Origin of the sequence: Actinomadura atramentaria DSM 43919, from assembly GCF_000381885.1 — a bacterium.
Lineage (GTDB): Bacteria > Actinomycetota > Actinomycetes > Streptosporangiales > Streptosporangiaceae > Spirillospora > Spirillospora atramentaria.
This window is the reverse complement of the sequence record NZ_KB907214.1, coordinates 377102-403986: the sequence shown is the minus strand read 5'-3', so window position 1 is coordinate 403986 and position 26885 is coordinate 377102. Positions and strand designations below refer to the sequence as shown.

Sequence of the window (26885 nt, the reverse complement as noted above, 5' to 3'; positions counted from 1 at the left end):
GGGCGAGGGGTTCGGTGGAGGTGTGTTGTGCGAGGTGGGGGCGTTGGGGCGGGGGCAAGTGTGGTGAGGGACACGTTTAGGCGGGCGGTCGTTCGGTGGGTTTCGCGGTGCCGCAGGTGGGCGGGGCGTCGATGCGGCGGCGTTCGCTTCACTCCGTGACACTTTCGCGCGGTTCGACGATCCGGTCTTGGCGAGAAATGGCGCGTATGTAATAGTTCTTCCAAGATCGTTACCGAGCTTCCGCCGGAGGTCGCCCGGACCGTTCGCCCTTCCGAGTTGTTTCGCCGACCCGTCCAGCCACGTCACCAGCGCCCGGCGCGACCAGGCCGGGGAATCGCCGCACCTGACCTCGTGAGGGAGCCGTCATGACCGCCGTCGTCGAAGCCGAGCCCGCCGAACGCTTCCACTCCGTCCCGCTGCGCCGCGTCGTCGGGCGGGTCCGCCGCGAGGGGCCGCTGGGCCTGCTCGACGGGCTCGGCGCGCAGGCGAACGGCGCGCTCGTCCGGCTCAACCTCGGACCGTTCCGGCCGTTCCTCGTCACGCACCCCGACCACCTCCAGCACATCCTGCGGACGCGCGCCGCGAACTACCCGCGCGGCGCGGCGATGTGGTCGGCGCTCGGCCGCCTCACCGGCCAGGGCATCGGCGGCGAGGGCGCGCAGTGGCACGCGAGCCGGGAGATCCTGCAGACGGCGTTCTCGGCGAGCTACCTGAAGTCGATGAGCGAGCAGATGATCACCTCGATCACGGCGGCGGTGGACGACCTGGCGGCCCGCGCGGGCACGCCGGTGGACGCGGGCGTCGAGATGACCCGCGTCGTGCAGCGCGTCGTGGACCCGGTGTTCTTCGGCAGCCTCATCCCCGACGGCGAGGGCGACCGGCTCGGCGAGGCCGTCGCGACGGCGATGAGCAGCCTGCTGTGGCGGATGGCGATGCCGTTCGTCCCGCACGCGGTGCCGCTGCCGGGCGACCGGCCGTTCAAGCGCGCGACGCGGACCGTCAACGACATCCTGCGGCCCGTCCTCGCGCAGGCCCGCCAGGACCCGCGCGACGGCCGCGACATCGTCACCAAGCTCATGCAGGGCACCGGTGCGGACGGCCGCCCGCTCACCGACGACCAGATCTGCGAGGACATCGTCGCGCTGTTCGTCGCGGGCAGCGAGAGCAGCGCCATCGCGCTGACGTGGATCTGGGTCGGGCTCGTCCAGAACCCGCACGTGTACGCGAAGGTCCGCGCGGAGGTGGACGAGGTCGTCGGCGACGGCCCGCTGCGCCGCGAGCACATCCGCGAGCTGGCGTACACGCAGACGGTGCTGCGCGAGGTGCTGCGGATCTACTCGGTGGGCTGGGCGGTGCCGCGCACGGCCGCCGAGGACGACGAGATCGACGGCGTCCGCATCCCGGCGGGCGCGACGCTGGCGATCTCCCCGTACCTGACGCACCGGCTGGCGGAGTTCTGGCCGGACCCGCTGCGCTTCGACCCGGACCGCTTCACCCGCGAGAACGTCCGCAACCGGCACCCGCTGGCGTACCTTCCGTTCGGCGACGGCGCGCACCAGTGCCTGGGCGAGGCGTTCTTCCACCAGGAGGCGGCGCTGATCGTCGCGGCGATGATGCGGCGGTTCGACGTCGGGCTGGCGGGGCCGGTGGAGCCGAAGCTGTCGCTGACGCTGCAGCCGCGCGAGGCCGTCGAGCTGGTCCTGACGCCCCGCCGCTGACCGAGACCCGGAAGAAGGAGCCCCCGCATGCGCGAGTCCGACGAGGCCGTGGCCGAGCTGAGCGCGGCCTGCGCGGCGGATCTGCGGGCGTGCATGGAACGGTATCCCGCGCTGTTCCCCGACCCGCCGATGGGGCCGGGGCTCGCGGTGAAGCTGGCGAAGGCGGTGGCGTGGGGCGCGCCGTGGTGCTCGGCGCGCGAGCTGCGCCCCGCCTGCCGGACGTCGCTGTGGATCTTCGCGGTGGACTGGCTGATCGACACGCGCGCCGCCGACGCGGCCGAGGTCCGCGGGATCGAGCGGCGCTGCCTGGACGTCGCGGACGGCGGCGCGCCCGCGGACGGCGACGACCTCGCGGCGTTCCTCGCGGAGCTGCGCGCCGACGTCCCCGACGACGCCGCCTGGCGCGCGGCGTGGCGCGACGAGCTGCGCGCGATGGTCCTCGCGATGGGCCGCGAGTGGGGCTGGAACGACGAGCTGGCCGCGTCCGTCCGGCGCGGGACGCCGACGCCGCCGGTGACGCTGGAGCAGTACCTCGGAAACGCCGACAACTTCGGCAGCACCTGGGTGAACGTCGCGCACTGGGCGACGCTGGGCGACCCCGCCGTCCGCGCCCGGCTCGGCACGCTGCGCGCCGCGAGCGGGCTCGTCCAGCAGATCCTGCGGCTGCTCAACGACCGCGCGACGCTGGGCCGCGACGAGACGTGGGGCGACCTGAACGCCCAGCTCCTCGGCGCGGACGAGACGTGGATCAAGCAGCGCATCGCGGACCTGACCGCCGAGTGCGAGAACCTGCTGGCCGGACTGCCCGCCGACTGCGCGCGGGAAGCCGACTACCTGCGGCGGCAGATCGCGTTCAGCACCGCGTTCTACGGCGGCGACAACGACTACTGGGACGCCCTCTGATTCGGAGCGATCCAAACCCGCGCTGAGCGTTCGCCCCTAATACCGCACCGCCCGTTGCTAGGGTGCTGCGCGTGCAATCAGATGCTTGGTGACGATCTGTCCCCGCCGCCCCGCGCCCCGGCCGGAGGCTTTCCGCGCCGGCGGCCGTACTCCCCCTGATCCACCTGCTAGGACTGGTTGATGCGCTTCCGCAAGCCCCCCGAGTCCCGCAAGATCCGCATGAGGCTGAAGATCACGGCCGTCCTGCTGTCGCTGACGGCGCTGTGGGGCTTCGCCGCATGGGTCACCGTCCGGGACGGATGGAACCTTCTGCAGACCTCCGAGCGCGACACCACGGCGGGACGTCCGACCAAGACGCTGATCAACGTCCTCCAGGACGAGCGCCGCCTGTCGCTGGTCTACCTCGCCGCGCGCCACCGCAACGTCGCCCCGCCCGACCTCGCCGAGCAGCGCGAGCGCACGGACCAGGCCATCGCGCACTGGCGCACGTCCGCCAAGGACGCGCCCGGCGCCAAGATCCAGCGGCACATCGAGCTGACGAGCCAGCGCCTGCAGTCCCTCGCGGGCATCCGCAGCGCGATCGACGGCGGCTCGATCGACGCGTCCGCCGCCGCGAAGCCGTACAACGACGCGATCGACGCCGGGTTCCTCATCAACATGGCGAACGCCGAACTGGACGACCCGGACATCTCATCCGACGGTCGCGCGCTGATCGCGCTCACCCAGGCCCGCGAGCTGCTGTCCCGCGAGGACGCGCTGGCGGAGGCGATGCTCACCGCCCGGCGCGTCGGCCCGACCGAGGCGACGCAGTTCGCGCAGGCGGTCGGCGTCTACCGGTACTCGCTGGAGGCGGCGTACGCGCAGCTCCACCCGTCCGACCAGGCGCGCTACGACGCGTTCGCGTCCGGGACGACGGCCGGGAAGCTGAAGGCGCTGGAGGACCGCATCATCCAGCAGTCGCACCGCAGCACGAAGCCGAACGTCACCGCGACGCAGTGGGAGAACACGACGCGGCCGGTGCTGACCCAGCTCGACGGGATCGTCGACAAGGGCGGTGACGCGGTCGTCGAGCGCGCGCAGCCGATCGGTTACGGCGTCATCCTGCGGCTGGTGTTCATCGCCGGTCTCGGTCTCGTCGCGGTCGTCGCGTCCGTCGTCCTCGCCGTCACGACGTCGCGGCTGCTGCTGCGGCAGATCCAGCGGCTGAAGATCGCCGCGCGGGAGCTGGCGGAGCGGCAGCTCCCCGAGGTCGTCGAGCGGCTGAGCCGCGGTGAGAAGGTCGACGTCGCGTCCGCCGCGCCGCCGCTGCAGTTCGGCGACGACGAGATCGGGCAGGTCGGCCGCGAGATCAACCGGGTGCAGGAGATCGCCATCGCGGCCGCCGTCGGGCAGGCCGAGCAGCGGCGCGGCTTCCGCGAGATCCTGCGGAACCAGGCGCTGCGGACGCAGGCGCTGTCGGTGCAGCAGCACCACGTCCTCGACCGCGTCGAGCGCCGCCGCGACCTCGACCCGGAGGTCTTCGGCGACATCCTCAAGATCGACGAGGTCGCGACCCGCATCCGCCGCCACACCGGCAACATCCTGCTGCTGTCGGGCGGGCAGGCGCACCGCGGGACGCGCCGCCCGATGGCGCTGGTGGACGTCGTCCGCCTCGCCATCGGCCAGGTCGAGAACTACCAGCGCGTCAACGTTCCCCGGCTGGACGACCGCTGGCTCAGCGGGCGCGCGCTGGACGTCACGAGCCTGCTGGCGGAGCTGATCGAGAACGCGCTGAGCTTCTCCGAGCCCGACACGACCGTCGAGATCACCTCGCAGGCGACCGCGAACGGCCTCGCGGTGATGATCGAGGACAAGGGGCTGGGGCTGCGGCCCGAGCAGTTCGACACGGTCAACGCGCTCATCGCCGACCCGCCGCCGTTCGACGCGGCGTCCAGCAGCCGGCTCGGCCTGCTGGTGGTCGGGCTGATCGCGCGCCGCCACGGCGTCACGGTGACGCTCAAGGGCTCGGCGTTCGGCGGCGTCATGGCCGTCGTGCTGCTGCCCAACAACCTGTTCGAGGCCGAGCCGCCCGCCGCGACGGGACCGGTCCCGGAGGCGCCGCGCCGCGCCGCCGAGGACGCGCCCGTCCGGCAGAACGGCAGCCTCGCGCTGCTGCGCCCGGCCGAGCCCGCCGGGCCGCCCGCGCTGCGGGTCGCGCGGGAGAGCGGCCCGCACCCGACGCCGCCGGAGGCGCCCGCGCCCGCCCGGCGGTCCGCCGAGGACGCCGACGAGACCGACACCACGCGGCACGGGCTGCCGATCCGGCAGCCGCAGGCCAGCATCGTCGAGCAGTTGCGCACCGAGGAGCCGGTCGTCGCGGAGGAGCCGGAGGAGCCCGTCGAGACGCGCTCGCCGGAGGACGTCCTGCGCATCATGGGGTCGTTCCAGCGCGGCACCCGGCAGGGCCGCGCCGACGCGAGCCGCGTCGGCACCGGCGAGCAGCCGCAGGTGAAGCCGGAGGCCGCCGAGTCGGAGGAGCGCCGCGACGAGGTCTCCGCCTCGACGGGCGACACCGAGCACTGATCCGGGGGCACTGATCCAGGGGTCCGGCCCCGCCGCGTCCAAGGGAGAGGAGACGCGGCGGGGCCGGACCGTGCGCGGCGGCGCCTGCCGGGGCCGCGCTCGGCCGCGCACTCGGGGGAGCGGTCCCGTCCGGCGACGCTACCGGCGGCTCGTCATCCGGCGCGTCACTTCACGGCGAGCCCGGCGAGAATCCGCATCGAGCGCGCGACGGGCGGGCGCTCGGGCCGCCACGCGCCGACGTCCGCCAGGCCCGGCGGCAGCAGCGGCAGCCCGGCGAACAGCCGCTCGATCTGCCGCGCGTCGCGCAGGTGCTGCGGGAGCGGCGCGGCGGGTTCGACCGAGTCCACGACGGGCCGCAGCCGCGGGTCCATGCCCTCGCCGGTGATGTGGGTGAGCGCGAGCAGGCTCCCGGCGGGCAGCGCGCCCGCGTATCCCTCCATGATCTTCACGACCTCGCCGGTGCCGAGGTCGGCGTCCAGGCCGCCGACGTACTGGAGAGTGTTCGCGACGATCAGCCCGATCGGCTCGGCGAAGTCCAGGCGGCGGCTCGCGGCGTCCAGGACGGCCTCGACGTCGCGCAGGTCCAGTTCGAGGAACACGACGCCGTCCCCGGCGACCATCGCGCGGGACGTCACGGCGACGACCGGGTCGTTGTCGACGTACACCACCAGCGGCGGCTCGGCGGCGGCGCGGCGCGCGGCGTCGTGGACGCCCGGCCGGACCGGGTCGGGCAGCCCCGAGCCGAGGTCGAGGAACTGCCGGACGCCGCGCCGCGCCATCGCCGTGACCATCCGCAGCACGCACTCGCGGTTCTCGGCGGGCAGCGCGGTCGCGTCGGTGCCCGTCTCGGCGACGAGCCGGTCGACGAACGCGCGCTCGCGGGCGGTGTTGTCCTTGCCGCCGAGCAGGTAGTCGGTGACGCCCCGGTAGCCGATCTCGCGGCCGGGCAGCAGGCGCGGCGGGTGCGGCGGGCCGGGCGGCGGGCGGAGCAGGCCGGGGTCGTCGGCGGCGATCCGGTCGCGGACGCGGCGCAGCGCGAGGCCGGGCGGCGCGTCCAGCTCGGCGGCGAGGACGGCCGCCGCCCGCCGGTAGGCGCGCAGTGCGTCGGCGCGCCGCCCGAGCCGGTACAGCGCGACGAGCCGGTGGCGGTGCAGGTCCTCGTTCGCCGGGTCGCGGGCGAGGTGCGCCTCGATCTCGTCGAGCAGGCCGGGGCCGTGGCGGCCGAGGTCGAGGCGGACGGCCACCGACGCCTCGGCGGCGTGCGCGCGGCGGGCCAGCAGCGCGTCGCGGCGGTGGCGGGTGCCGGGGGTGTCGGGCAGGTCGCGCAGCTCCGCGCCGGGCTCGATCCCGTCCCACCGGGCGAGCGCGGTCCGGTAGTGGACGGCGGCGGACGCGAGCAGGCCCTTCTCGCGGGCCGTGTCGGCGCGCGCCGCCGCGCGCTCGAACTCCTCGGCGTCGGTCTCGTCGCCGGGCAGGCGGCGCAGCCGGTACGCGCGGCCGCCGCCGGGGCCGGTCTCGGTGGCGAGCCGTCCGGCGGGCAGGACGCGGCGCGCCTGCGCGACGAGGTTGGTGAGCAGGGACGCGCGGTCGCGGTCGTCGTCCCACAGCAGCGCGCGGAGCGCGGCGGCGGGGAGCGGGCGGTCCTCGACGGCCAGGACGCACAGCAGGGCGCGCAACTGGCGGCGCGGGCGGCCGCGCTCGCCCAGGTTCACGGGGCGGCCGTCGTCGTCCCGCAGCGTCAGATCACCGAGCACGGAAATCCGCATGGCCGTCCACCTCGCTCGTGCGCCCGGCTCGATTTTGCCTAATTCCCGGCTCCCGGTGCAATTCAGATAAAGAGGGGGAAACGGTTCACGGGGGCGTCGGGAGGCCCTACGGGGCAGGGGTTCCAGGCACTCGGGAGCGGTCGCATCGGGCGTAGGGAACGGTCCTTTTCGACGGTCTGTCGAACAGGGCGCGCGGCGGTTATGAAAAATGCTCGCAACGGCCTAATCCGCGACGATCGCCGGAACCGTCCGGGGCCGTCCGATGGACACCGCCATCACCGCCGCCACCAGGCACAGCGCGCCCGCGCCCCACCAGGCGAGCGTGTACGAGCCGAGCCGCGTCCGCAGCGCGCCCGCGACCGCCGCCGCGACCGCCGCACCGAGCTGGTGGGCGGCGAAGACCCAGCCGAACACGATCGTCCCGCGCTCCGCGCCGAACACCGACCGCGCCAGCGCGATCGTCGGCGGGACCGTCGCGACCCAGTCCAGGCCGTAGAACACGATGAACAGGAGCATGCTCGGGTGCGGCGTGGACGCGAACAGCACCGGCAGGACCAGCAGCGACAGGCCGCGCAGCGCGTAGTACCAGCCCAGCAGGACGCGGGCGTCCACGCGGTCGGTGAGCCAGCCCGACGCGACCGTCCCGACGATGTCGAAGATCCCGACCAGCGCGAGCAGGTTCGCCGCCGTCGTCTCCGGCATCCCGTGGTCGTGCGCGGCCGGGATGAAGTGCGTGCCGACGAGCCCGTTCGTCGTCGCGCCGCACACGAAGAAGCTGCCCGCCAGCAGCCAGAACGCCCGGGACCGCAGCGAGCCGCGCAGCGTGCGCAGCGCCGTCCCGGCCGGGCCGCCCGGCGCGCGCGGCGGCTCGGGGACGGGCCCGGTCGCGCCGTAGGGGAGCAGCCCGACGTCGGCGGGCCGGTCCCGCAGGACGAGCACCACCAGCGGCACGACGGCCAGCGCCGCGCCCGCCGTCGCCAGCGACGCCCACCGCCAGCCGTGGTCGCGGACCAGCACGGCCAGCACCGGCAGGAACACGAGCTGGCCCGTCGAGCCGCCCGCCGTGAGCACGCCGATGACCAGGCCGCGGTGGCGGACGAACCAGCGGCCCGTCACCGTCGCCGCGAACACCATCGCCATCGAGCCGGTGCCGAGCCCGATCAGCACGCCCCAGCACGCGACGAGCTGCCAGCTCGCGGACATGCCGACGGTCAGGCCGCTGCCCGCCGCGATGAGCAGCAGCGCGGCGGCCGTCACGCGGCGGACGCCGAACCGGTCCATGAGCGCCGCCGCGAACGGCGCGGTCAGCCCGTACAGGACGAGGTTCACCGAGACGGCCAGCGACGTCGTCGCGCGGGACCAGCCGAACTCGTCCTGGAGCGGGACCATCAGGACGCCGGGCGTGGACCGGAACCCTGCCGCGCCCACCAGCGCGACGAACGCCACGAACGCGACCGGCCAAGCCCGGTGCGGGAAGAGTCTGGACACCAGGTCACTGTGCAGCCCGCAGCCGTTCGGCGAAAAGCGCTTTTAGCGCCAACCTCCAGAAGAATCTGGACAACCCGGGGGAGTAGCGTCACCCGACGTGGAACCGGGTGCGCGGGAACCATGACGCCCGGGGACGAGACGGCGGGCATGCTGGTTCCGGTGATCAAGGAGGCGCGGAGATGACGAAGGCACTGGTGCTCGGCGGCGGGGGCGTGGCCGGGATCGCGTGGGAGACCGGCGTGCTGGCGGGGCTGGCCGACGCGGGCACGGACTGGACGGACGCCGACCTGATCGTCGGGACGTCCGCCGGGTCGGCGGTCGCGGCGCAGTTGGGCAGCGGGCTGCCGCTCGCGGACCTGTACGCGCGGCAGGCCGATCCGGCGCTGCAGTACGAGGAACTGGTGCCGTCCGTCTCCATCGCGTCGGTCATGGAGACGATCCTCGGGCTCGCCGCCGAGCACCCCGAGCCCGCCGACCTGCGGCGCGCCGTCTCGGAGTACGCGCTGGCGGCCGAGACGGTGCCGGAGGAGCGGCGGCGCGCGGTGATCGCGGGGCGGCTGCCCGTCCACGCGTGGCCGGAGCGGGACCTGCGGATCGTCGCGGTCGAGACGGGCGCGGGCGTGCCGGTGGTGTTCGACCGCGCCTCCGGCGTCGGGCTGGTGGACGCGGTCGCGGCGAGCTGCGCGGTGCCGGGGATCTGGCCGCCGGTCACGATCAACGGCGTCCGGTACGTGGACGGCGGCGTGCGGACGAGCGTGAACGCCGACCTCGCGGCGGGCCACGACGAGATCCTGATCCTCGCGCCGCTGCCCGACCCGGCGCTGGACGCGCAGGTCGCCGCGCTCGCCGGGAAGGTCCGCGTCGTCACGCCCGACGAGGCGTCGGTCGCCGCGCAGGGCACCGACCCGCTGTCGCCGGACACCCGCACGCCGAGCGCGGAGGCGGGCCGGGCGCAGGGCCGCGCGCTGTAGGCGGCGTTGACCCTAGGCTCGCTCCATGATCGTGGACTATGGGTCGTTCGCCGGAAGGCTCCGGTCGGTGATGCCGCGCTGGGACGAGCGGCCGTTCATGGCGGAGGCCGACTTCGCCGCGCACCTCGCCGACACGGGACCGCGCTGGGAACTGCTGCGCCGGTTCCAGGACGAGTGGGGGTACGTGCCGTCCGGGCCGCCGTCGTGGCGGCGCGAGGACGAGTCCGAGCACGAGCTGTACGTCCGGAAGCTGCGCGGCGAACTCCTCGACGAGGACGAGGAGGAGGACCTGGAGGGCGTCGACGTCTCCCTCCCGATCCCCCGGGCCGTGGACGAGTGGTGGGACCTGCCGTTCAACTCGTTCACCCGCGACGCGCGGCTGTACTGGACGAACCCGGTGTGGCCGCCGACCGTGCGGCCCGACCCGTCCGGGTACGGCGTGTCCGAGGCGTTCCCGCCGGAGTCGGGGTTCGCCGATCCGGACGGGGACCTGCGCGTCTGCGTCCTGATGGCCGAGTACCAGTACTGCAACGAGTGGGGCTACGCGGCGGCGGACGCGGCGCTCGCCGACCCGCGCGTGTACGTCAGCGACGGCGGCGCGCGGTGGTGGCGGCAGGCCGGTTCGGTGACGGAGTTCTACCTGGCGCTCGCGGCGGTGCGGCTGCCCGCCGCGCTGCGGCCGTCGGTGGAGGTCGGCACGCTCCCGCCGGACGCGCTGGCGCGGCTCCGCGCGGGCTTCCCCGAACTGGGCTTCGAGCCGTGGCGCGAACTGGGCCGCCACGCGGTGCTGCACGGCGGCCCGGACGTGATCCTCCAGCACGACGCGGGCGACGGCGACGCCGAACTCATCGCCGCCGGCCGCACCCGCGAAGCCCTCCTCGCCGCCGGCCGCGCCCTCGGCCTCGACTGGACCGCCGACATCACCGACCCCTCCCCCCGCGACTGACCGGGGCCGGAACGCGACAGGGCCTCGGCCGGGCGCGGAGGCGCGGCCGAGGCCCTGGTCGGATGCCAAGGTCCCGCGGGAGGCGGAGGTCTCGTCAGTACGGCAGGAGACGTCCCGAGGGGGTCCGTAGGTCGATCGGGCTCGGTTGACGTGGCGGTTTCGGGCGCTTGATGAGCTGCTGCCGTGCCATGGTGATCATCTCCCCCGTCGTGCCGGAAGTTAATCCGCCGATCGAGACGATGTCGCGTTCTGTTCCTCCCGTGGAGCGCGACGTTCGTACGGTTCGCCGAGCCTATGCGACCACCTCGGAGCGTTCGACCGATTTTGAGGCCGTTACGCTCGCTTTGGGTAACGGTGACGCCACCGTGGGTCGCCCTTGAGTCCCACAAAACCCGCCATACGCCGCCCAACACCCCGCCCCGCCCGGTCGAATGTGACGTTCATCACACAGGCGGCGTCAGGAGGTGATGTCGCGGACGCGGAAGCGGCGGAAGGCCAGGGCCAGGAGGACGACCGCGTAGGAGACCGACAGGGACGCGCCCTTGGCCATGCCCGTCCAGACGACGTCGGGCTGGAGGGCGTCCGTCCAGGCGTACATCCAGTGGGTCGGCAGGAAGTCGCGCCACGCGCCGAGGGCCGTGACCGCGTCGAGGATGTTGCTGACGATCACCAGGCCGACCGCGCCGCCCACCGCGCCGAGCGGCGAGTCGGTCGTGACCGAGAGCAGGAACGCCAGCGCCGCGACGACGAGTTCGCTCACCAGCGCGTACGCGACGACGAGCGCCATGCGGCCGAGCGCGTCCCCGGCCGGGACGGAACCGCCGGTCGGCAGCGCGACCGGCCCCCAGCCGAACGCGGCCGTCCCCGCGACGAGCGACATCGCGGGCAGCGCCACGACGGCCGCCGCCGCGTACGCGAGCGCGACGGCGAGCTTGTTCGCCAGCAGCCGCCCGCGCGGCACGGGCGCGGCGAGCAGGTAGCGCAGCGACGACCAGCCCGCCTCGCTCGCGACCGTGTCCCCGCAGAACAGCGCCACCGCCACGACCAGCAGGAACCCCGCCGAGACGAACAGCGCGAACAGCGCGAAGTTGAGCGCGCTCGACGTCGCGACGGTCACGAGGCCGGGCTCGCCGTCGCGGCCGGGGTCGCCGCCGAGCTGGAACGCCAGCACGAGCACCCACGGCAGGACGAGCAGGATGCCGAACGCGACGAGCGTCCGCCGCCGCCGGAACTGCCGGACCGCCTCCACCCGCAGCGGCAGCGTCCGCCGCGCCGCGTACCCCTGAGCCCCGCCCGCCGCCGTCACGGCGCCTCCCCGATGATCTCCAGAAACGCGTCCTCCAGGCGGCGGCCCGCGCCGGTCAGCTCCGCGACCGGCCCGGCGGCGACGCGCCGTCCGCCCGCCATGACCACGGCGTGCGTGCAGGTCTGCTCGACCTCCGACAGCAGGTGGCTCGACACGATGACCGTGCGGCCCGTCGCCGCGTACCGGCGCAGGACGTCGCGCATCTCGCGGATCTGCGGCGGGTCGAGCCCGTTCGCGGGCTCGTCCAGGACGAGCAGGTCCGGCAGCCCGAGCATCGCCTGCGCGATGGCGAGCCGCTGCCGCATCCCCTGCGAGTAGGCGCGGACGGGCCGGTCGAGCGCGGGGCCGAGGCCGGCGACGGCCAGCGCCTCCTCCAGGTGCGCGTCGTCGGCGGGCCGGCCGGTCGCGCGCCAGTACAGGTCGAGGTTGTCGCGCCCGGACAGGTGCGGCAGGAACCCGGGGCCCTCCACGAACGAGCCGAGCCGCGACAGGACGGGCGCGCCGGGCGCGACGCGGTGCCCGAAGATGCGGACCTCCCCGGCGTCCGGCCTGATCAGGCCCATCGTCATCCGCAGGCTCGTCGTTTTCCCGGCGCCGTTCGGGCCGAGCAGGCCGAGCACCTGGCCGCGTTCGACGCGGAACGACAGATCCGCGACGGCGAGGTGCCCGTCGCGGTACGCCTTCGTCAGCCCGGTGATCTCCAGGGGGACGTCCGCCAGCTCCGGGTCGAACGAGTCGCGGCGCCGGACGCGGCCCGTCGCCAGCAGCGCCGCCGCGACGAGCACGGCCGCGGCGGGCAGCGCCCACACCCACGCGGGCACGCCGGGCGCGGGCGCGCGCAGCGCGGGCACGGTCGGGACGGTCAGCGGCCCGGCGGCGGCGATCCGGTACGTCCCGGGCGCGGGCGGCGTCGCGAACCCCATGTCCGTCGTGGAGACGACGACGCGCAACCGGTGGCCCCGGTCGAAGAGGCGGTCCATCGCGGGCAGCGTGACCGTGACGTCCCGGCCCGCGCCGGCGCGCGCGACGCTGAACGGCGCGGCCAGCCGCCGCGCGGGCGCCGCCGGGCCGGACGGCGGGACGTCGTACAGCTTCGCGAACAGCGGCACGTCGCCCGGCCCGGCGACCCGCAGCCGGACGGTCGCCGCGCCGGTGAGCCGGACGGGTTCCGCGAGCGGCGCGGTGTCGAACACGGCGGACTGCCCGGGCACGTCCACCGCCCCGGCGAGCGCGGACCCGCCCAGCGCGTCCAGGCTCCCGAGCGCGCCGAGGCCCGGCAGCGCGGAGATCGACGCGGGCTCGCCGCCCGCCGGGCGGTGGACGGGCTGGACGGGGCCGGTCAGCGCGAGCGCGCGCGGCCGGTTCGCCGTGCCGGGGTAGCCGGGCGCGGTCGCGGCCGTGACGACCGTCTTCTGGGTGGCGGAGTCGATGCCGCCCGCGCGCGTCACCGTGAAGCGCGCCGGGCCGCCGCCGTCGCCGCGCAGCCGCTGGTCGAAGAACTCCCGGACGAGTTCGTCCACCCGCCCGGTCTCCGGGTCGCCGCCGTCGTGCCCGCCCTGGTACCAGGCCACCGACACCGGCGCGCCGGTCGCGGCGATCAGCCGGGCGTTCGCGTCGGCCTGGTCGAGCGGGAACAGCGAGTCGGTCTGCCCTTGGACGAGCAGCGCCGGAACCTTGATCCGGCCGGGGTACGACGCCGGGCTGGAGCGGCGCAGCGTCGCGACGACCTCCGCGTCGGGGCGGCCCGCCTCCGCCGCCTTCTGGTACTGCTCGCACAGCGCCGGCAGGAACCGCCCGCACGCGCTCCGGCCCGCGCCGCTGGAGAAGAACAGCCCTGCCCACAGCTTCTTGAAGACGCCCGACGACGCGTCGCCGCCCGCCGCCGCGTCCGGGAACAGCGCGTCGGCGAGGCTGTTCCAGGTGATTCGGGGCGCGACGGCGTCCACGCGCGGGTCGAACGCGGCGGTCAGTAGGGCGATGGCGCCGCCGTAGGACTCGCCGGTCATGCCGACGCGCGGGTCGCCGGGGCGGTCGAGGCGGACGTCCGGCCGCCGCGCGAGCCAGTCGATCAACTGGCGGACGTCCTTCACCTCGTAGTCGGGGGAGTCCAGCGCGATCTCACCGGTGGAGCGGCCGAAGCCGCGCGCCGACCACGTCAGGACGGCGTATCCGTCGCGGGCGAGCCGTTCGGCCTCGCCGCGCACGTCCGCCTTGGTGCCGCCGAAGCCGTGGCCGAGCAGGACGGCCGGGAAGCGGCCGGGGCGGCGCGGTGCCGTGAACGTCGTGTCGAGGACGACGTGCTGGTCGTCGTGCGGGCCGTCCACGACGGCGACGCGCTGCTCGACGCTGCGGACGGGCGGGCCGCCGTCCGACAATCCCCAGACGGCCCCGCCGGTTGCGAGCACCGCGACGACCGCCCCGCCCGCGAGCCACCGCCGCCATTCGCCGATCCGCATGCCCAGCAGACTAGGCCGCTGCGCCCCGGCGCCCCTCCGCCGCGAGTCGCGACCCCGCCTACGCCCCCGGGCGTACGCGCCCGCCGGGGCGACTCGGACGGCTTCCCGGGGAGCGCCGCCCGTGCGGATCGCCCGGCGCGGGTGTTCGTGGGGACGTCTCCTGTCGCGGCGGGGCGTCAGGGAGGCACAGGAAGATTTCGACCACGCGGCGGACCTTGCCGATCGCGGTTCCGTCGAGGCGCAGCGCGGTGTTCGCCGCGACGAGCACCGCGTCGATCTGGAACGCCGCCAGATCAGGGTCGACCAGCGCGATCTCCCCGGCGTCCACCGAGCGCCGTAGCTCGCCCGTCAGCAGGTCCAGCCAGGCCCGGCGGTGTTCGAGCAGCGCGTCGCGGACCGCTGACTCAGGCGAGGGCGGCGGCGAACATCGCCGTGAGGCGGCGCGTCGCGCCGTCCGGGTCGTCGTGCAGCGGCGCGGTGTCGAGCAGGCGGCGCAGCGGCCCGCCGCCCATCACGAGCGCGGCGGCGAGCGTCGCGCGGGCGCGGGCGTCCGGCCCGCCGAGCTGCGCGGCGAGCGGCCCGACGAGCACGTTCTCCACATGCTCGCGCAGGACTTGCCGCAGCGCCGGATCACCGGCCGAGCGGTCCACGATGCGGGGGAGCGGGGACAGCGGGCCGCCGCGCGCCTGCCGCACGAAGTGCTCCGCGAGGCGGCGCGGCAGGCCCGCCCGGTCCCCGGCGACGACCTGCGCCAGCCGCGACTCGCCCGCCAGGACCTCGGCGAACAGCTCCGCCTTGGAGCCGAAGTAGCGGTGGACGAGCGCGGGGTTCGCGTCCGCCGCCGCCCCGATCATCCGCACGGTGACAGTGTCATAACCCTGGGTTCCGAAGAGGTCGCGCGCCGCGTCCAGGATGCGGCGGCGGGTGGCCGCTCGGTCGCGCCGGGGCCGGTCGCGTTCGCGCTGGTCGCCCCGCATTTGCGTCGAAGTCGGACGGCTCGGGGCGGTGCGGTCGTCCACGGGCGCTCCGGTCACGCTCCGATTATCCCCCGAGTTGCAAGTAATCACCCGGCTACCTAACATATATGCAGAACACAGGTAATTAAGCTACTGGGGGCAGGGTGGCTCAGGCGGACACGGGGACGCAGAGTCCGACAGGACGGGCGGAAACACCGCCCACATACACGCACCGCCAGATCCTGGAGATCCTCTCCGGGCTCATGATGGCGATGCTCACCGCGATGATCTCCACGTCCGTGGTCGGCACGGCCCTGCCGACCATCGTCGGAGACCTCGGCGGGCAGGACCAGCTCTCCTGGGTGGCGAGCGCGTCGCTGCTCACCATGACGGCCTCGACGCCGCTCTGGGGCAAGCTGTCGGACATCTTCGGGCGCAAGCTGACGTTCCAGACGGCGCTCGTCCTCTTCGTCGCCGCGTCCGTCTGCGCGGGCCTCTCCCAGAACATCGGCGAGCTGATCGGCGCGCGCGCCCTCCAGGGCCTCGGCGTCGGCGGCCTGTCCGCGCTCGCCCAGGTCATCCTCGGCGACGTCGTCCCGCCCCGCCAGCGCGGCCGGTACGCCGGGTACATGGGCGCGGTCTTCGGCGTCTCGACCGTCGCCGGGCCGCTGCTCGGCGGGTTCATCGTGGACGCGGACGGGCTCGGCTGGCGCTGGTGCTTCTACGTCTGCGTGCCGCTCGCCGTCGTCGCGTTCCTCGTCATCCAGCGCGTGCTGAAGCTGCCGAAGGTCCGCCGCGACACCCGCCTCGACGTGTTCGGCGCGCTCACCATCACCGGCGCCGCCGCCGTCCTCATGCTCCTGCTGTCGCTCGGCGGCCAGGAGTTCGCGTGGAACTCCGCGTGGACGTACGGGCTCGGCGCGGGCACGGTCGTGCTCCTGGTCCTCGCGGTGTTCGCCGAGCGGCTCGCGGGCGACCCGATCATCCCGCCGCGGCTGTTCCGCAACCGGACGTTCGTCCTCGCGTCGGTCGCGTCGCTGTGCGTCGGGATCGCGATGTTCGGCGGCATGATCTACCTGCCGCAGTACCTCCAGATCGTCAAGGGGCTGAGCCCGACCGGATCGGGGCTGATGACGATCCCGATGGTCGTCGCGATGTTCGTCACCTCCACCACGTCCGGGCAGATCGTCACGCGGCTCGGCCGGTGGAAGGCGTTCCCCGTCGCCGGGCTGCTGCTGGTCGGGTCGGCGATGTTCCTGCTGTCGCGGCTGCACGTCGACTCCAGCAAGGTCGTCATCGGGATCGACGTCGCCGTCCTCGGCGCGGGGCTCGGCCTCACCCTCCAGATCCTCATCCTCGCCGCGCAGAACGCCGCCGACATGAAGGACCTCGCCGCGACGACGTCCGGCGTCTCCTTCTTCCGCAACCTCGGCGGGTCGATGGGCGTCGCCGCGTTCGGCGCGATCCTCAACAACCGGCTCAAGGACGAGCTGGCGGACGGGCTGCACCGGCTGCACATCGCGCCGCCGCCGGGCAGCGGCAACCTCGGGTCGCCGGACGCGATCCACCGGCTGACCGAGCCGTTCCAGTCGCTGGTGCTCAGCTCGTTCACCAAGGCGCTGGAGAGCGTGTTCATCGTCGGGGTGCCGGTCGCGGTCATCGGGTTCGTCGCGGTGCTGTGCCTGAAGGAACTGCCGTTGCGCGGCGCCGCCCAGCGCGCGGCCGAGGCCGCCCCCAGCCCCCGCCACGCGGCGAGTCTCGCGCCCACGGGGACACCGGACGCCCTCACCGCCCCGACCGCGACGGCACCCCAGACAGCAACCGCCGCGCAGTCCACGTCAGCCGCCCTGAGCGCGCAGTCCGCGTCACCCACGCCGGCCGAGTCACCCGCGCCGCCCGCGCCGACTGGGTCACCCGCGTCAGCCGGGTCAGCCGCGTCAGCCGCGCAGACCGGGGCGCCCGCGCCGGCCGGGGCGTCCGCGCAGACGACTCAGCCCGCGCCGACCGCGTCACCCATGCCGACCGCGCAGTTCGCGGCGCCCGCGCAGACCGCGCACACCACCTCGCCCGCGCAAAGTGGATCAGCCGCGCAGACCACCTCGCCTGGGCAGAGTGGATCAGCCGCGCAGGCCGCGCCCGGCGCACCGGCGCAGGGCGCGCGCGTCGCGTCGGCCGCGCGGTTCGCGCCGAGCGCGCAGGCTGTCGCGGAGCCCGGGTCGGCCGGGCCGGACGGCGCGCCGATCGGCGGCGTCGTGCGCGGCGCGGACGGCGCGCCCGTCGCCGCCGCCGCGCTCACCCTCATCGACGTCGGCGGGCGGCAGCTCGGCCGCGCCGTCACCGGCCCGGACGGCGGCTATTCGCTGCCCACGCCCGGCCCCGGCAGCTACGTGCTGATCGCCTCGACGGCCGGGCACGAGCCGCAGGCCGCGACGCTCGTCGTCGGGGACCGGCCCGTCGAGTTCGACCTGCTGCTCACGGGCGGCGGCGGCCTCGCCGGGACGGTCCGGGGCACCGGCGGCGAGCCCGTCGCGGACGCCGCCGTCGTCGTCACCGACGTGCGCGGCGAGGTCGTCGGGACGGCCCGCAGCGGCGCGGACGGCGCGTACGCGCTCACCGACCTCGCCGCGGGCGCCTACACGCTCGCGGTCAGCGCGGACGGGCACCGGCCCGTCGCGCTCCCCGTCGAGGTCGCGGGCAGCGGCCGGACCCGGCGCGACGTGGACCTGCCCGCCGGGCTCCACCTGCGCGGCACCGTCCGCGACCGGTCGGGCGCGCCGCTCCGCGACGCGGGCGTCACGCTGCTGGACGGCGCGGGCAACGTCATCGGCCGCACCGTGACCGGCCCGGACGGCGAGTACGCGTTCCCCGACCTGCTCGACGGCCGGTACACGGTCATCGCGTCCGGCTACCCGCCGGTGGCGAGCGAGCTCCGGCTCGACGGCGACGGCGCGCACGACTTCGAGCTCGGCCACCCCGAGGACTGAGGGGAGCCGGCATGGAAGCAGGCACGGGACCAGGCGGAGAAGCGGGCGGGGACGACCGTTGCGGGCTGCGCGCCGCCGTGCGCACCCGCGACGGCTGGGCGGTGCCGCACGCCGTCGTCACGCTGACGGACCGGGCCGGGCGGCAGGCCGCCCGCGTCCGCGCAGGCGGCGACGGCCGCGCCGCCGCCCCCGCCCCGCCCGCCGGGACGTACACCGCCATCGTCACCGCGCTCGGCTACGAGCCGTCCGCCCGGACGGTGATCGTCACCGCGTCGGGCACCGCCGACCTCGGTACGGTCGTGCTCGCCCGCGCGGGCGGCGTCGAGCTGCCGCCGCCCGGCGCGTGGACGATCGACCCGGCGCACTCCAGCGTCGCGGCCGTCGCGCAGCACCTCGGGCTGTCCAGCGTGCGGGGCCGGTTCGCGTCGTTCGGCGGCCGCATCGACGTCGCCGACCCCGTCGAGCGCTCGACCGTCACCGCCCGCATCGACGCCGCGAGCATCGACACCGGCACCAGGCTCCGCGACGACCACCTGCGTTCGGTGGACTTCCTCAACGCCGCCGCCCACCCCGAGATCACCTACACGGGCGACGGGCTGACGGCGCGCGGCGGCGACCGCTGGACGGTCCACGGCCGGCTCACCCTCAACGGCGTCACGCGCCCCGTCGACCTGGACCTGACCTACCTGGGCGTCGGCCCGGACCCGTGGGGCGGCACCCGCGCCGCCTTCCGCGCCACCGCGACGCTCCGCCGGACGGACTTCGCGATCCGCTACAACCAGATTCTGGAAGCGGGTGTCGCGGCGGTCGGCGAGCGCCTCCGCGTAGAACTCGAAATCCAGGCCGCCCAAGGCGAAACCCTCCCCACCTGACCCCGCCCGGTGGGGGCGGCGGGCCTGCACGGTGGGTCAGCGGCCGCGGAGCTGGCGGGCCAGGAGGTTCGCGTTGTCGCGGTTCGGGGGGCCCGTGATGACGATCTTGCCGTCCGAGATGGGCATGTCGACGCGCGGCGTCGTGATGAGCTGCGTCCCGACGACGAACGCCAGGTCGCGGCCCACCATCGCGCGCGTCAGCTTCGCGAACGCGTCCCGGTCCGCCGAGCGCAGCGTCATCGCCACATCGTACGCGCCGGACTGCCGCGCCTTCTGCACGCGCAGCTCCGTCACTTTGCGGATCGTGATGCCCTGCGCGAGCTGGTAGCAGGTCAGGCCCGCGACGGCCGTGCCGGTGATGCCCTGCGTGCCGTTCGGGCACTGGCCCGGCGTCGTCTGCGTCACCGGGTAGACCAGCAGCGGCGACGCGAGCGTGATCGGCTTCTCGCGCATCCGCGAGGCGAGCACGCCGCCGGTCACCGCGACGGCCGCGATCAGCAGGCCGAGCGTCATCACCATCACCACGAGCGCGGAGCGGTGCTCGCGCGCGGCCCGGTCGGAGCCCGCGGGCCGCGGCCGCTTGCGGGACCGGCGGCGGGCGCGCTTGAGGTCGGCGGCCTCGCGCTGCCGCCGCTGCGAACGCTCGCGGCGGCGGGCCGCCTCGTCCGGCGGCGCGGGCGGCGCGGCGGGCCGGGACCGTTCCTGCGGTGCGGACGCCACCTTCGGCGCTCCCACGTGCTTGTTGCGGCGCGAACCGACCCGCATCGTCACCTCCCGGCTGATGATCTCCAAGTGTTCCAGTCGTGCGGCGCGTCCGCATCCCCGCGGACCGATCTGGGACGACCCCGACCCCTCCCCGACAAACCGGACGCCCCACCCGCCCCCGTTTTTGTCACCGAGTGCTCCCGCCCTTGTCACAAGAGACCGAAACCGGAAACGGCCCCGGTCCCGAGAACGGGACCGGGGCCGGTCGGGGAACCCCAGGGCCTGCTTCAAAGTGCCTCAGCGCGAGTGCGCGATGCCCCGCTCGCGAAGTCCTGGTGAGGCCCGAGCCGCCAGGCGAGGGCGTGGGCCGGGACTTTGAAACACCGCCTAGTCGATGCGCCAGGTGTCCCCGCTGCGGAGGAGCTCGGCCAGGTCGCCCGGCCCCTGCTGTTCGACGGCCTCCTCGACCTGCGCGCGGAGCAGCTCGTCGTAGGACGGGCGGTCCACGTCGCGGAAGATGCCGATCGGCGTGTGCTCGAAGGCGGGCGAGTCCAGCCGCGACAGCGCGAACGCCAGCGACGGGTCCGGGTTGTGGGCGTCGTGGACGGCGATGTCGGCGGCCGGGACGTCGGCCGTCGCGACGACCTCGAACGACCCCGACGGCGTCCGGCGCAGCGCCTTCTGCCCGTCCGCCCCGAACACGATGGGCCGCCCGTGCTCCAGCCGCACCGTGATGTCGTCGCGGACCTCGGGGTCCTTCAGCGGGTCGAACGCCCCGTCGTTGAAGATGTTGCAGTTCTGGTAGATCTCCACGAGCGCGGTGCCCCGGTGCTGCGCCGCCGCGCGCAGCACCGACTGCAGGTGCTTGCGGTCGGAGTCGATGGTGCGGGCGACGAACGTGCCCTCCGCGCCGATCGCCAGCGACAGCGGGTTGAACGGCGCGTCCAGCGAGCCCATCGGCGTCGACTTGGTGATCTTGCCGGTCTCGGACGTGGGCGAGTACTGGCCCTTCGTCAGCCCGTAGATCCGGTTGTTGAACAGCAGGATCTTCAGGTTGACGTTGCGGCGCATCGCGTGGATCAGGTGGTTGCCGCCGATCGACAGCGCGTCGCCGTCCCCGGTGACGACCCACACCGACAGGTCCGGCCGGGACGTGGCGAGCCCGGTCGCGATGGCGGGCGCGCGCCCGTGGATCGAGTGGAACCCGTAGGTGTTCATGTAGTACGGGAACCGCGACGAGCAGCCGATGCCCGAGATGAACGTGATGTTCTCCCGGCGCAGCCCCAGCTCGGGCAGGAACGACTGGACGGCCGCGAGGATCGCGTAGTCCCCGCAGCCGGGGCACCAGCGCACTTCCTGATCGGTCTTGAAATCTTTCAACGACTGCTTGCCGTCCGCCTTCGGCACCAGCGAGAGCGGGCTGCGCCCCTCCGCGTGCTCCCCGGCGTGCCCGTTGAGCAGCTCAGTCACGGTCGATCACATCCTGGAGGACGCCCGCCAGCTCTTCGGACTTGAAGGGCAGGCCGCGCACCTGGTTGTAGCTGATGACGTCGATGAGGAACCGGCCGCGCAGCAGCAGCGCGAGCTGGCCCAGGTTGATCTCCGGGACCACGACCCTGTCGTAGGAGCGCAGCACCGGTTCGAGGTTGGCCGGGAACGGGTTGAGGTGCCGCAGATGCGCCTGCGCGACCTGCCCGCCCCGCTCGCGGACGGCGCGGACGGCCGCCGAGATCGCGCCGAACGTCCCGCCCCAGCCGAGGACCAGGACGCGCGCCGCGCCGGACGGGTCGTCCACCGACAGCGGCTCGATGTCCGCCGCGATGCCGTCGACCTTCGCCTGCCGCAGCCGCGTCATGCGGTCGTGGTTGGCGGGGTCGTAGGAGATGTTGCCGGACCCGTCCGCCTTCTCCAGGCCGCCGATCCGGTGCTCCAGGCCCGGCGTGCCGGGGACCGCCCACGGGCGCGCGAGGGTCTCCGGGTCGCGGCGGAACGGCTGGAAGTCCTCCTGGTCGGGCGCGGCGAAGCCGGGCTCGATGACGGGGAGGGCGTCGACGTCCGGCAGCTTCCACGGCTCGGAGCCGTTGGCGAGGTAGCCGTCGGACAGGACGATGACCGGCGTCCGGTACTTCACCGCGATCCGGGACGCCTCCAGCGCCGCGGCGAAGCAGTCCGACGGGGACCGGGGCGCGATCACCGGCACCGGCGCCTCGCCGTTGCGGCCGTGCATGGCCTGCAGCAGGTCGGCCTGCTCGGTCTTGGTCGGCATGCCGGTGGACGGCCCGGAGCGCTGCACGTCGATGACGACGAGCGGCAGCTCGGTCGCGACGGCCAGCCCGATCGTCTCGCTCTTCAGCGCGATGCCCGGCCCGGACGTCGTCGTGACGCCCAGCGACCCGCCGAACGACGCGCCGAGCGCCGCGCCCACGGCGGCGATCTCGTCCTCGGCCTGGAACGTTCTCACGCCGAACCGCTTGTGCTTGGACAGCTCGTGCAGGATGTCGGACGCGGGCGTGATCGGGTACGACCCGAGGTACACCGGCAGCCCGCTGCGCTGCCCCGCCGCGACCAGCCCGTACGCCAGCGCGACGTTCCCGGTGATGTTCCGGTACAGGCCCGCGTCGTGCTTGGCGGGCTTCACCTGGTACTGGACGGAGAACGCCTCGGTCGTCTCGCCGTAGTTCCAGCCCGCGTGGAACGCCGCGACGTTCGCCTTCATGATCTCGGGCTTCTTCGCGAACTTGCGTTCCAGGAACGCCAGCGTCCCCTCGGTGGGACGGTGGTACAGCCAGGACAGCAGGCCGAGGGCGAACATGTTCTTCGCGCGCTCGGCGTCCTTCTTGGAGATGTCGTAGCCGGTGAGGGCGGTCACCGTCATCGACGTCAGCGGCAGCGCGTGGACGCGGTACTCCCCGAGCGACCCGTCCTCGACGGGGTCGGCGGCGTACCCGACCTTGGCGAGGTTGCGCCTGGTGAACTCGTCGGTGTTGATGATCAGGTCCGCCCCGCGGGGGAGGTCCCCGAGGTTGGCCTTGAGGGCGGCCGGGTTCATCGCGACCAGGACGTCCGGGGCGTCGCCGGGCGTGAGGATGTCGTGGTCGGCGAAGTGGAGCTGGAAGCTGGACACGCCGGGGAGGGTCCCGGCGGGGGCGCGGATCTCGGCGGGGAAGTTCGGCAGCGTCGACAAGTCGTTGCCGAACGCGGCCGTCTCCTGGGTGAAGCGATCGCCGGTCAACTGCATCCCGTCGCCGGAGTCCCCGGCGAAGCGGATGATGACGCGGTCGAGCTGCTCGACCTGCTTGGTCACAGAGGAAGACCTCCTCGACGCGCGGCGCCCGCCCCGGGGGAGGCACCCGGGATCGCGACGCTGCTTAGGCTTGCCTTCATGGTATGTCGGGGGACCGGTGGTGCCGGCGGGGAACGCGTCGCCCGGAGGTACGAACAGTCACCCGCCGGACAGGCGATTTCGCCCGTTCCCGAGCAACTCGGCGACGGGCTTCCGGGCGGCGGTCCCGAGGCCGCCGGAACGTTCCGGGATCAGCGCCGACACAGTTGGCTCGACAGCCGGCACAGGTCGACGTGCAGCCGCCGCACGAGCGCCGGGGACGCGGAGTTCACGCCAGCGACTATAGATAAGCCGCTTCTGACGCGGCGGCACCGGCCCCCGGTCAGGGCGTCGCGCGCGGGCTCGCGGGGGCGGTCGCGCCGCCCGTCGCGGGCGTCCCGGCGACCGCGTTGCGCGGCTGCGCGGCGCGTTCCCGGTCGATCCTCGCCAGCAGCGCCGCGACGTCGCCGGGCGCGACGGCCTGCCCGACGATCCGCGCGGTCGCGCCGTACGGGTGGCGGCCGGGGGAGTCCATCGCGCGCTTGACGAACGCCCGCCACGCCCCGCCCGCGACGGTGCAGCGCAGCACCATCGAGCCGTTGGACGGGACCGCCGCGGCGGCCTTGCACGAGCCGAGCGACGCGCCCTCGGCGGTGACCGTCGCGGTCAGCTCGGCACGCGCGCCGTCCGGGACGCGGTCGGGCGCGCTGAGCGTCGCCGGGACGCTGACCGTGCAACTGTCGACGTTCTGGTCGCAGTTCACGAACGACAGCGTGCCGGGCGCGAACCGCAGCGCCGGGTCCACCGCGCCGCCGAGCGCGGCCGCCCGCGACCGCACCGACGAGAAGACGGGCGCGGCGTCGTCCAGCGGCGTCGCGGTGAACACCGGGCCGTCCCCGACGCGGACGCTGAGCAGCCGGAACGGCGCCTCGCGCGTGATCACGTACTCGGCGCGGCGGGTCGTGACCCGGTACGCGGGGACGCCGCCCGGGCCGGTGGTCTCCGTCCCGCCCGGGCCCTTGGCGAGCGCCTTGCCGACGGCGGCGGGGGCGAGCGCGCCGCGCACGTCCACGCCGAACACCGACGCGGGGGCCTTCGTCCAGCGGCCCGCGTAGTCGGCGGGACGGCCGTCGCCCGCGTCCCGCGTCGCGCGCCAGAAGCTCTCGCCGCCCTTGAGGTAGGTCGCGCCCGCGACGGTGACGAGGTCGGCGTCCGCGCCGGACGCGGTGACCTTGCCCGTCGCCGAGCCCTGCCGCGTCACGCGCAGCCGCGCCCGGACGGCCGTGCCGCCGTCGCCGAGCGTCGCGTCGAACCGGACGGCGGGCAGCGCGCCGACGACCCGCGCGGCCTCCGCCGCCCACGCCGCCGGGACGGTCCCCTTCGGCGCGGCGGCCCGCCGGACGTCCCCGCCGGACGAGTACAGCGCGGCCCCGGCCCCGGCCGCGACCAGCACGATCGCCGCGCCGCCCGCGCCGAACAGCAGCCGCGTCCGCCGCCGCCGCGCCCGCGCCCCCGCCGGCCGGTACGGCAACGGCGGCAGCTCGATCCCGGACCCCTCCGGCGGAACGATCCACGGCCCCGCACCCGCCGCGTCCAGCGCGGACGCGCCGCCCGGCGGCGTGCCGAGCCGCGCCGTGCCGCTCGGCGGCCCGCCGGACGACCTTGCGCCGCTCGGCGGCCCGCCGGGCGCGGCCGTGCCGCGTGGCGGCGTGCCGGGCGTGCGCGCGCCTCGCGGCGGTCCGGCGGGGGCGGGCGTCCCGTGTCCGGGCGCGCCCGGGACGTGCGTGCCGCGCGGCGGCGTGCGCGGGGGACGTCCGCCGGGCGGGGTCGCGGGGAGGGCGTCGGGGGACGTGCGGCGTGCGCGGGGGTCGTCGTTCACCGGGTGTCCCGTGCCGTCGTCATCGCCGCTCCTCCCGCCGGTCTGGCCGGACACAAGGATGCCGGACGTTCCGGGGTGCGCGGCGCGCCCCGGAACGCCCGGCATGCTCGCGGACGCTTATTCCTGGTCGAGGTTCGACTGCATGGACTGGATGTCCGACGACGTCGCCCCGGCCACCTTGTACTGCGCGCTCTTGTAGAACAGCGTGCCGTTCTTGGCGCCCTTGGCCCAGTTGTTCCAGGCCGAGCCGGTGACCTTGCAGCCCGCCGTCACCGACGAGTCGCCGCTGACGGTGATCTTCGTGGTGCAGTTCCCGAGGTTCGGGCCGGTCGGGGAGTTGCCGTTGATCGTGAAGCGGACCTCGATCTCGGTCGAGCCCGTCAGCCCGGACGGCGGCTGGATCTTCGCCGAGACCGCGCACCCGCCGCTGCTGTCGCCGCAGTTGCTCTTGTTCCACGACGCGATCGACGGCCGCGCGGACGCGTCGAACGCGTCGCTCAGCTCGCCCATCGTCTGGCGCATGGTGTTGATCGCGCTGGAGTCCGCGATGCTCACGTCCGCCTGGATGTTCGGGAACAGGCTCTCGTACCGGATCAGCTCCGGGTCATTCGAGTCCGAGAGGTACAGCGTCGCCGAACCGGTGGAGAACTTCAGCGCCTTGCGCCCGCCGACCGTGGCCTTGATCGGCTTCTTCGGCTTGAGGCGCGCGGCCGAGCGCAGCTTGCTGGACAGCACGGCGGGCGCGAGCGACGCGTTGTAGTCGATGCGCAGATCGGACGAGTCGAGCTTGCCCCACTGCTGCCCGCTGAGGAACCACGGCGAGCTGGTGCTGGTCAGCTTGTCGCGCCAGAAGGACGAGTCGCCCTTGACGAACAGCTTGTCGTCGGCGGCGAGCAGTGTGACGTTCGTCCCGTCCCAGGTGACGGGGCCGGTCGCGCGGCCGCCCTTGGTGACGGTCAGCTCGCCCTTGAGGGTCTCGCCGCCGCTGGTGATCGAGCCCTTGTAGGTGAGGGCGCGCGCCGTCGACAGCTTCGCGGCGGCCGCGTTGAGCTGCTCCTCGGGCGACTTGCCCCCGGACACGACGACCACGACGACCACGACCGCGATGATCAGCACGAGCGCAAGGACGCCGCCGACGATCGCCGCGATGGCCCCGCCGCCCATGCCGCGCTTGGGCGGCGGCCCCATCGGGCCCGCGCCGGGCGGGAACTGCTGGCCGGGCGGGGGGAAGAACGGCGGCGGCGTGCCGGGCGGGGCGTAGTTCTGGCCGGGCGGCGGGGGCGGCCCGGGCGGGCCCGGCGGCGGACCGAAGCCCTGGTCGGGGGCGGGCGGCGGACCGAACCCCTGGTCGGGCGGGGGCGGCGGGCCGCCCTGCGCCGCGGGGTCCTGCGGACCGCCCTGTCCGGGCGGCGGGGGCGGCCAGGAGGAGCCCCCCGGCGAATCCCAGCCGGGGGGCGGCGGCGGGTTGCTCATCCGGTCACGTCCTTCCAGGTCATGCGACCTCAAAATGCACGTCTAGTCTGCATCAAAAGACGCCCGCCGCGCTCGGGGGGTTCGGACGGCGCCCGCTTCGCGACCGCGCCGTGATCTCCGGGATACTTCTGGGCGCAGGCACCTTCGGGAGGTCACTGGTGGGCGACTATTTCCACGATTACGCCGTGTTCGCCGCGCTCATCGTCGTGGGCGGCGCGGTCGTCGGCGGCGGGCTGGCCGCCAACCGGCTGCTGCGCCCGGACCGGCCGACGCGCGAGAAGCTGACCACCTACGAGTGCGGCGTCGATCCGGTCGGCGACCACTGGGCGCAGTCGTACGTCCGGTACTACGTCTTCGCGTACCTCTACGTGGTCTTCGCCGTGGACGCGGTGTTCCTGTTCCCGTGGGCGACGGTGTTCTCGCTGCCCGGCTACGGCGGCGCGACGCTGGCGGAGATGTTCGTCTTCCTGGGGTTCCTCGCGGCCGGACTGCTGTACGCGGGGCGCAAGGGCGTCCTGTCCTGGACGTGACGCGCGGCCCCGCGCGGGTGTGATCTCGTGCGGCGGCCTTCGGGGACG

Annotated in this window: 19 protein-coding genes and 1 pseudogene; 9 read left to right on the top strand and 11 right to left on the bottom strand. The window is 74.6% G+C overall.

What is annotated here, in order from left to right; genetic code table 11:
- Nucleotides 1-365 precede the first annotated feature (365 nt).
- The 3 genes from G339_RS0119340 (at nucleotide 366) to G339_RS34460 (ending at nucleotide 5183) form a co-directional block, all read left to right on the top strand.
- Nucleotides 366-1718, top strand: a complete 1353-nt coding sequence (locus G339_RS0119340; protein ID WP_019632723.1) for a cytochrome P450 — start codon at nucleotides 366-368, stop codon at nucleotides 1716-1718.
- 27 nt (nucleotides 1719-1745) lie between these two features.
- Nucleotides 1746-2621, top strand: a complete 876-nt coding sequence (locus tag G339_RS34465) for an isoprenoid biosynthesis enzyme family protein (RefSeq protein WP_019632722.1) — start codon at nucleotides 1746-1748, stop codon at nucleotides 2619-2621.
- 180 nt (nucleotides 2622-2801) lie between these two features.
- The gene (locus G339_RS34460) at nucleotides 2802-5183 is read left to right on the top strand and encodes a sensor histidine kinase (protein WP_019632721.1); all 2382 of its coding nucleotides are present in this window, start codon (nucleotides 2802-2804) and stop codon (nucleotides 5181-5183) included.
- Between the two features lie 164 nt (nucleotides 5184-5347).
- On the opposite strand, the gene G339_RS36920 is transcribed toward G339_RS34460, so the two are convergent.
- Nucleotides 5348-6949, bottom strand: a complete 1602-nt coding sequence (locus G339_RS36920) for an SAM-dependent methyltransferase (RefSeq protein WP_019632720.1) — start codon at nucleotides 6947-6949, stop codon at nucleotides 5348-5350.
- A gap of 222 nt (nucleotides 6950-7171) precedes the next feature.
- Entirely contained in the window at nucleotides 7172-8437 is a 1266-nt protein-coding gene (locus tag G339_RS34450; RefSeq protein WP_019632719.1) for an MFS transporter, read from the bottom strand.
- A 179-nt stretch (nucleotides 8438-8616) separates the two neighbouring features.
- Here G339_RS34450 and G339_RS0119315 point away from each other — a divergent pair, with 179 nt between their 5' ends.
- From G339_RS0119315 to G339_RS38990, 3 genes are all read left to right on the top strand, one after another.
- The gene (locus tag G339_RS0119315; protein WP_019632718.1) at nucleotides 8617-9408 is read left to right on the top strand and encodes a patatin-like phospholipase family protein; all 792 of its coding nucleotides are present in this window, start codon (nucleotides 8617-8619) and stop codon (nucleotides 9406-9408) included.
- A gap of 25 nt (nucleotides 9409-9433) precedes the next feature.
- On the top strand, nucleotides 9434-10354 hold the full coding sequence (locus G339_RS0119310; RefSeq protein ID WP_157407874.1) for a hypothetical protein: 921 nt from the start codon (nucleotides 9434-9436) through the stop codon (nucleotides 10352-10354).
- A gap of 188 nt (nucleotides 10355-10542) precedes the next feature.
- Nucleotides 10543-10734 (top strand): hypothetical protein, encoded by a 192-nt coding sequence (locus tag G339_RS38990; protein WP_157407872.1) that lies wholly within the window; start codon nucleotides 10543-10545, stop codon nucleotides 10732-10734.
- Between the two features lie 77 nt (nucleotides 10735-10811).
- On the opposite strand, the gene G339_RS0119305 is transcribed toward G339_RS38990, so the two are convergent.
- The 4 genes and pseudogenes from G339_RS0119305 to G339_RS0119290 form a co-directional block, all read right to left on the bottom strand.
- Nucleotides 10812-11660, bottom strand: coding sequence for an ABC transporter permease (locus G339_RS0119305; RefSeq protein WP_019632716.1), 849 nt, complete (start codon nucleotides 11658-11660; stop codon nucleotides 10812-10814).
- Nucleotides 11657-14116, bottom strand: coding sequence for an alpha/beta fold hydrolase (locus G339_RS34445; protein ID WP_019632715.1), 2460 nt, complete (start codon nucleotides 14114-14116; stop codon nucleotides 11657-11659). Before G339_RS34445 ends, G339_RS0119305 begins: the two co-directional genes overlap by 4 nt.
- Nucleotides 14117-14174: 58 nt before the next feature.
- A pseudogene (locus G339_RS39930) lies at nucleotides 14175-14507 on the bottom strand (TetR family transcriptional regulator C-terminal domain-containing protein); the annotation flags it as partial.
- A gap of 13 nt (nucleotides 14508-14520) precedes the next feature.
- Nucleotides 14521-15150, bottom strand: coding sequence for a TetR/AcrR family transcriptional regulator (locus G339_RS0119290; RefSeq protein ID WP_240489854.1), 630 nt, complete (start codon nucleotides 15148-15150; stop codon nucleotides 14521-14523).
- Between the two features lie 86 nt (nucleotides 15151-15236).
- Between G339_RS0119290 and G339_RS41005 the strand changes: the two genes are divergently transcribed.
- Together G339_RS41005 and G339_RS0119280 are read left to right on the top strand one after the other, a co-directional pair.
- The gene (locus G339_RS41005; protein WP_084693314.1) at nucleotides 15237-18056 is read left to right on the top strand and encodes an MFS transporter; all 2820 of its coding nucleotides are present in this window, start codon (nucleotides 15237-15239) and stop codon (nucleotides 18054-18056) included.
- An 11-nt stretch (nucleotides 18057-18067) separates the two neighbouring features.
- A complete protein-coding gene (locus G339_RS0119280; protein WP_051107885.1) occupies nucleotides 18068-18928 on the top strand; it encodes a YceI family protein in 861 nt (286 codons plus the stop codon).
- 36 nt (nucleotides 18929-18964) lie between these two features.
- Here the strand turns inward: G339_RS0119280 and G339_RS0119275 are convergent, their stop codons facing one another.
- The 5 genes from G339_RS0119275 to G339_RS0119255 form a co-directional block, all read right to left on the bottom strand.
- Entirely contained in the window at nucleotides 18965-19693 is a 729-nt protein-coding gene (locus tag G339_RS0119275; RefSeq protein ID WP_033323639.1) for a SecDF P1 head subdomain-containing protein, read from the bottom strand.
- Nucleotides 19694-20020: 327 nt separating this feature from the next.
- Nucleotides 20021-21103: a 2-oxoacid:ferredoxin oxidoreductase subunit beta gene (locus tag G339_RS0119270; protein WP_019632709.1), complete on the bottom strand. Its 1083-nt coding sequence runs from the start codon at nucleotides 21101-21103 to the stop codon at nucleotides 20021-20023.
- Complete coding sequence (locus tag G339_RS0119265) at nucleotides 21096-22937, bottom strand: 2-oxoacid:acceptor oxidoreductase subunit alpha (RefSeq protein ID WP_019632708.1); 1842 nt, start codon at nucleotides 22935-22937, stop codon at nucleotides 21096-21098. Before G339_RS0119265 ends, G339_RS0119270 begins: the two co-directional genes overlap by 8 nt.
- A 361-nt stretch (nucleotides 22938-23298) precedes the next feature.
- The gene (locus G339_RS0119260; RefSeq protein WP_026341591.1) at nucleotides 23299-24834 is read right to left on the bottom strand and encodes a hypothetical protein; all 1536 of its coding nucleotides are present in this window, start codon (nucleotides 24832-24834) and stop codon (nucleotides 23299-23301) included.
- Between the two features lie 117 nt (nucleotides 24835-24951).
- Nucleotides 24952-26307, bottom strand: a complete 1356-nt coding sequence (locus tag G339_RS0119255; protein ID WP_019632707.1) for a hypothetical protein — start codon at nucleotides 26305-26307, stop codon at nucleotides 24952-24954.
- Between the two features lie 158 nt (nucleotides 26308-26465).
- Between G339_RS0119255 and G339_RS0119250 the strand changes: the two genes are divergently transcribed.
- Nucleotides 26466-26837 carry an NADH-quinone oxidoreductase subunit A gene (locus tag G339_RS0119250; protein WP_019632706.1) on the top strand — a complete coding sequence of 124 codons (372 nt, stop codon included), beginning with the start codon at nucleotides 26466-26468 and terminating at the stop codon, nucleotides 26835-26837.
- The last annotated feature ends 48 nt before the right edge of the window (nucleotides 26838-26885 follow it).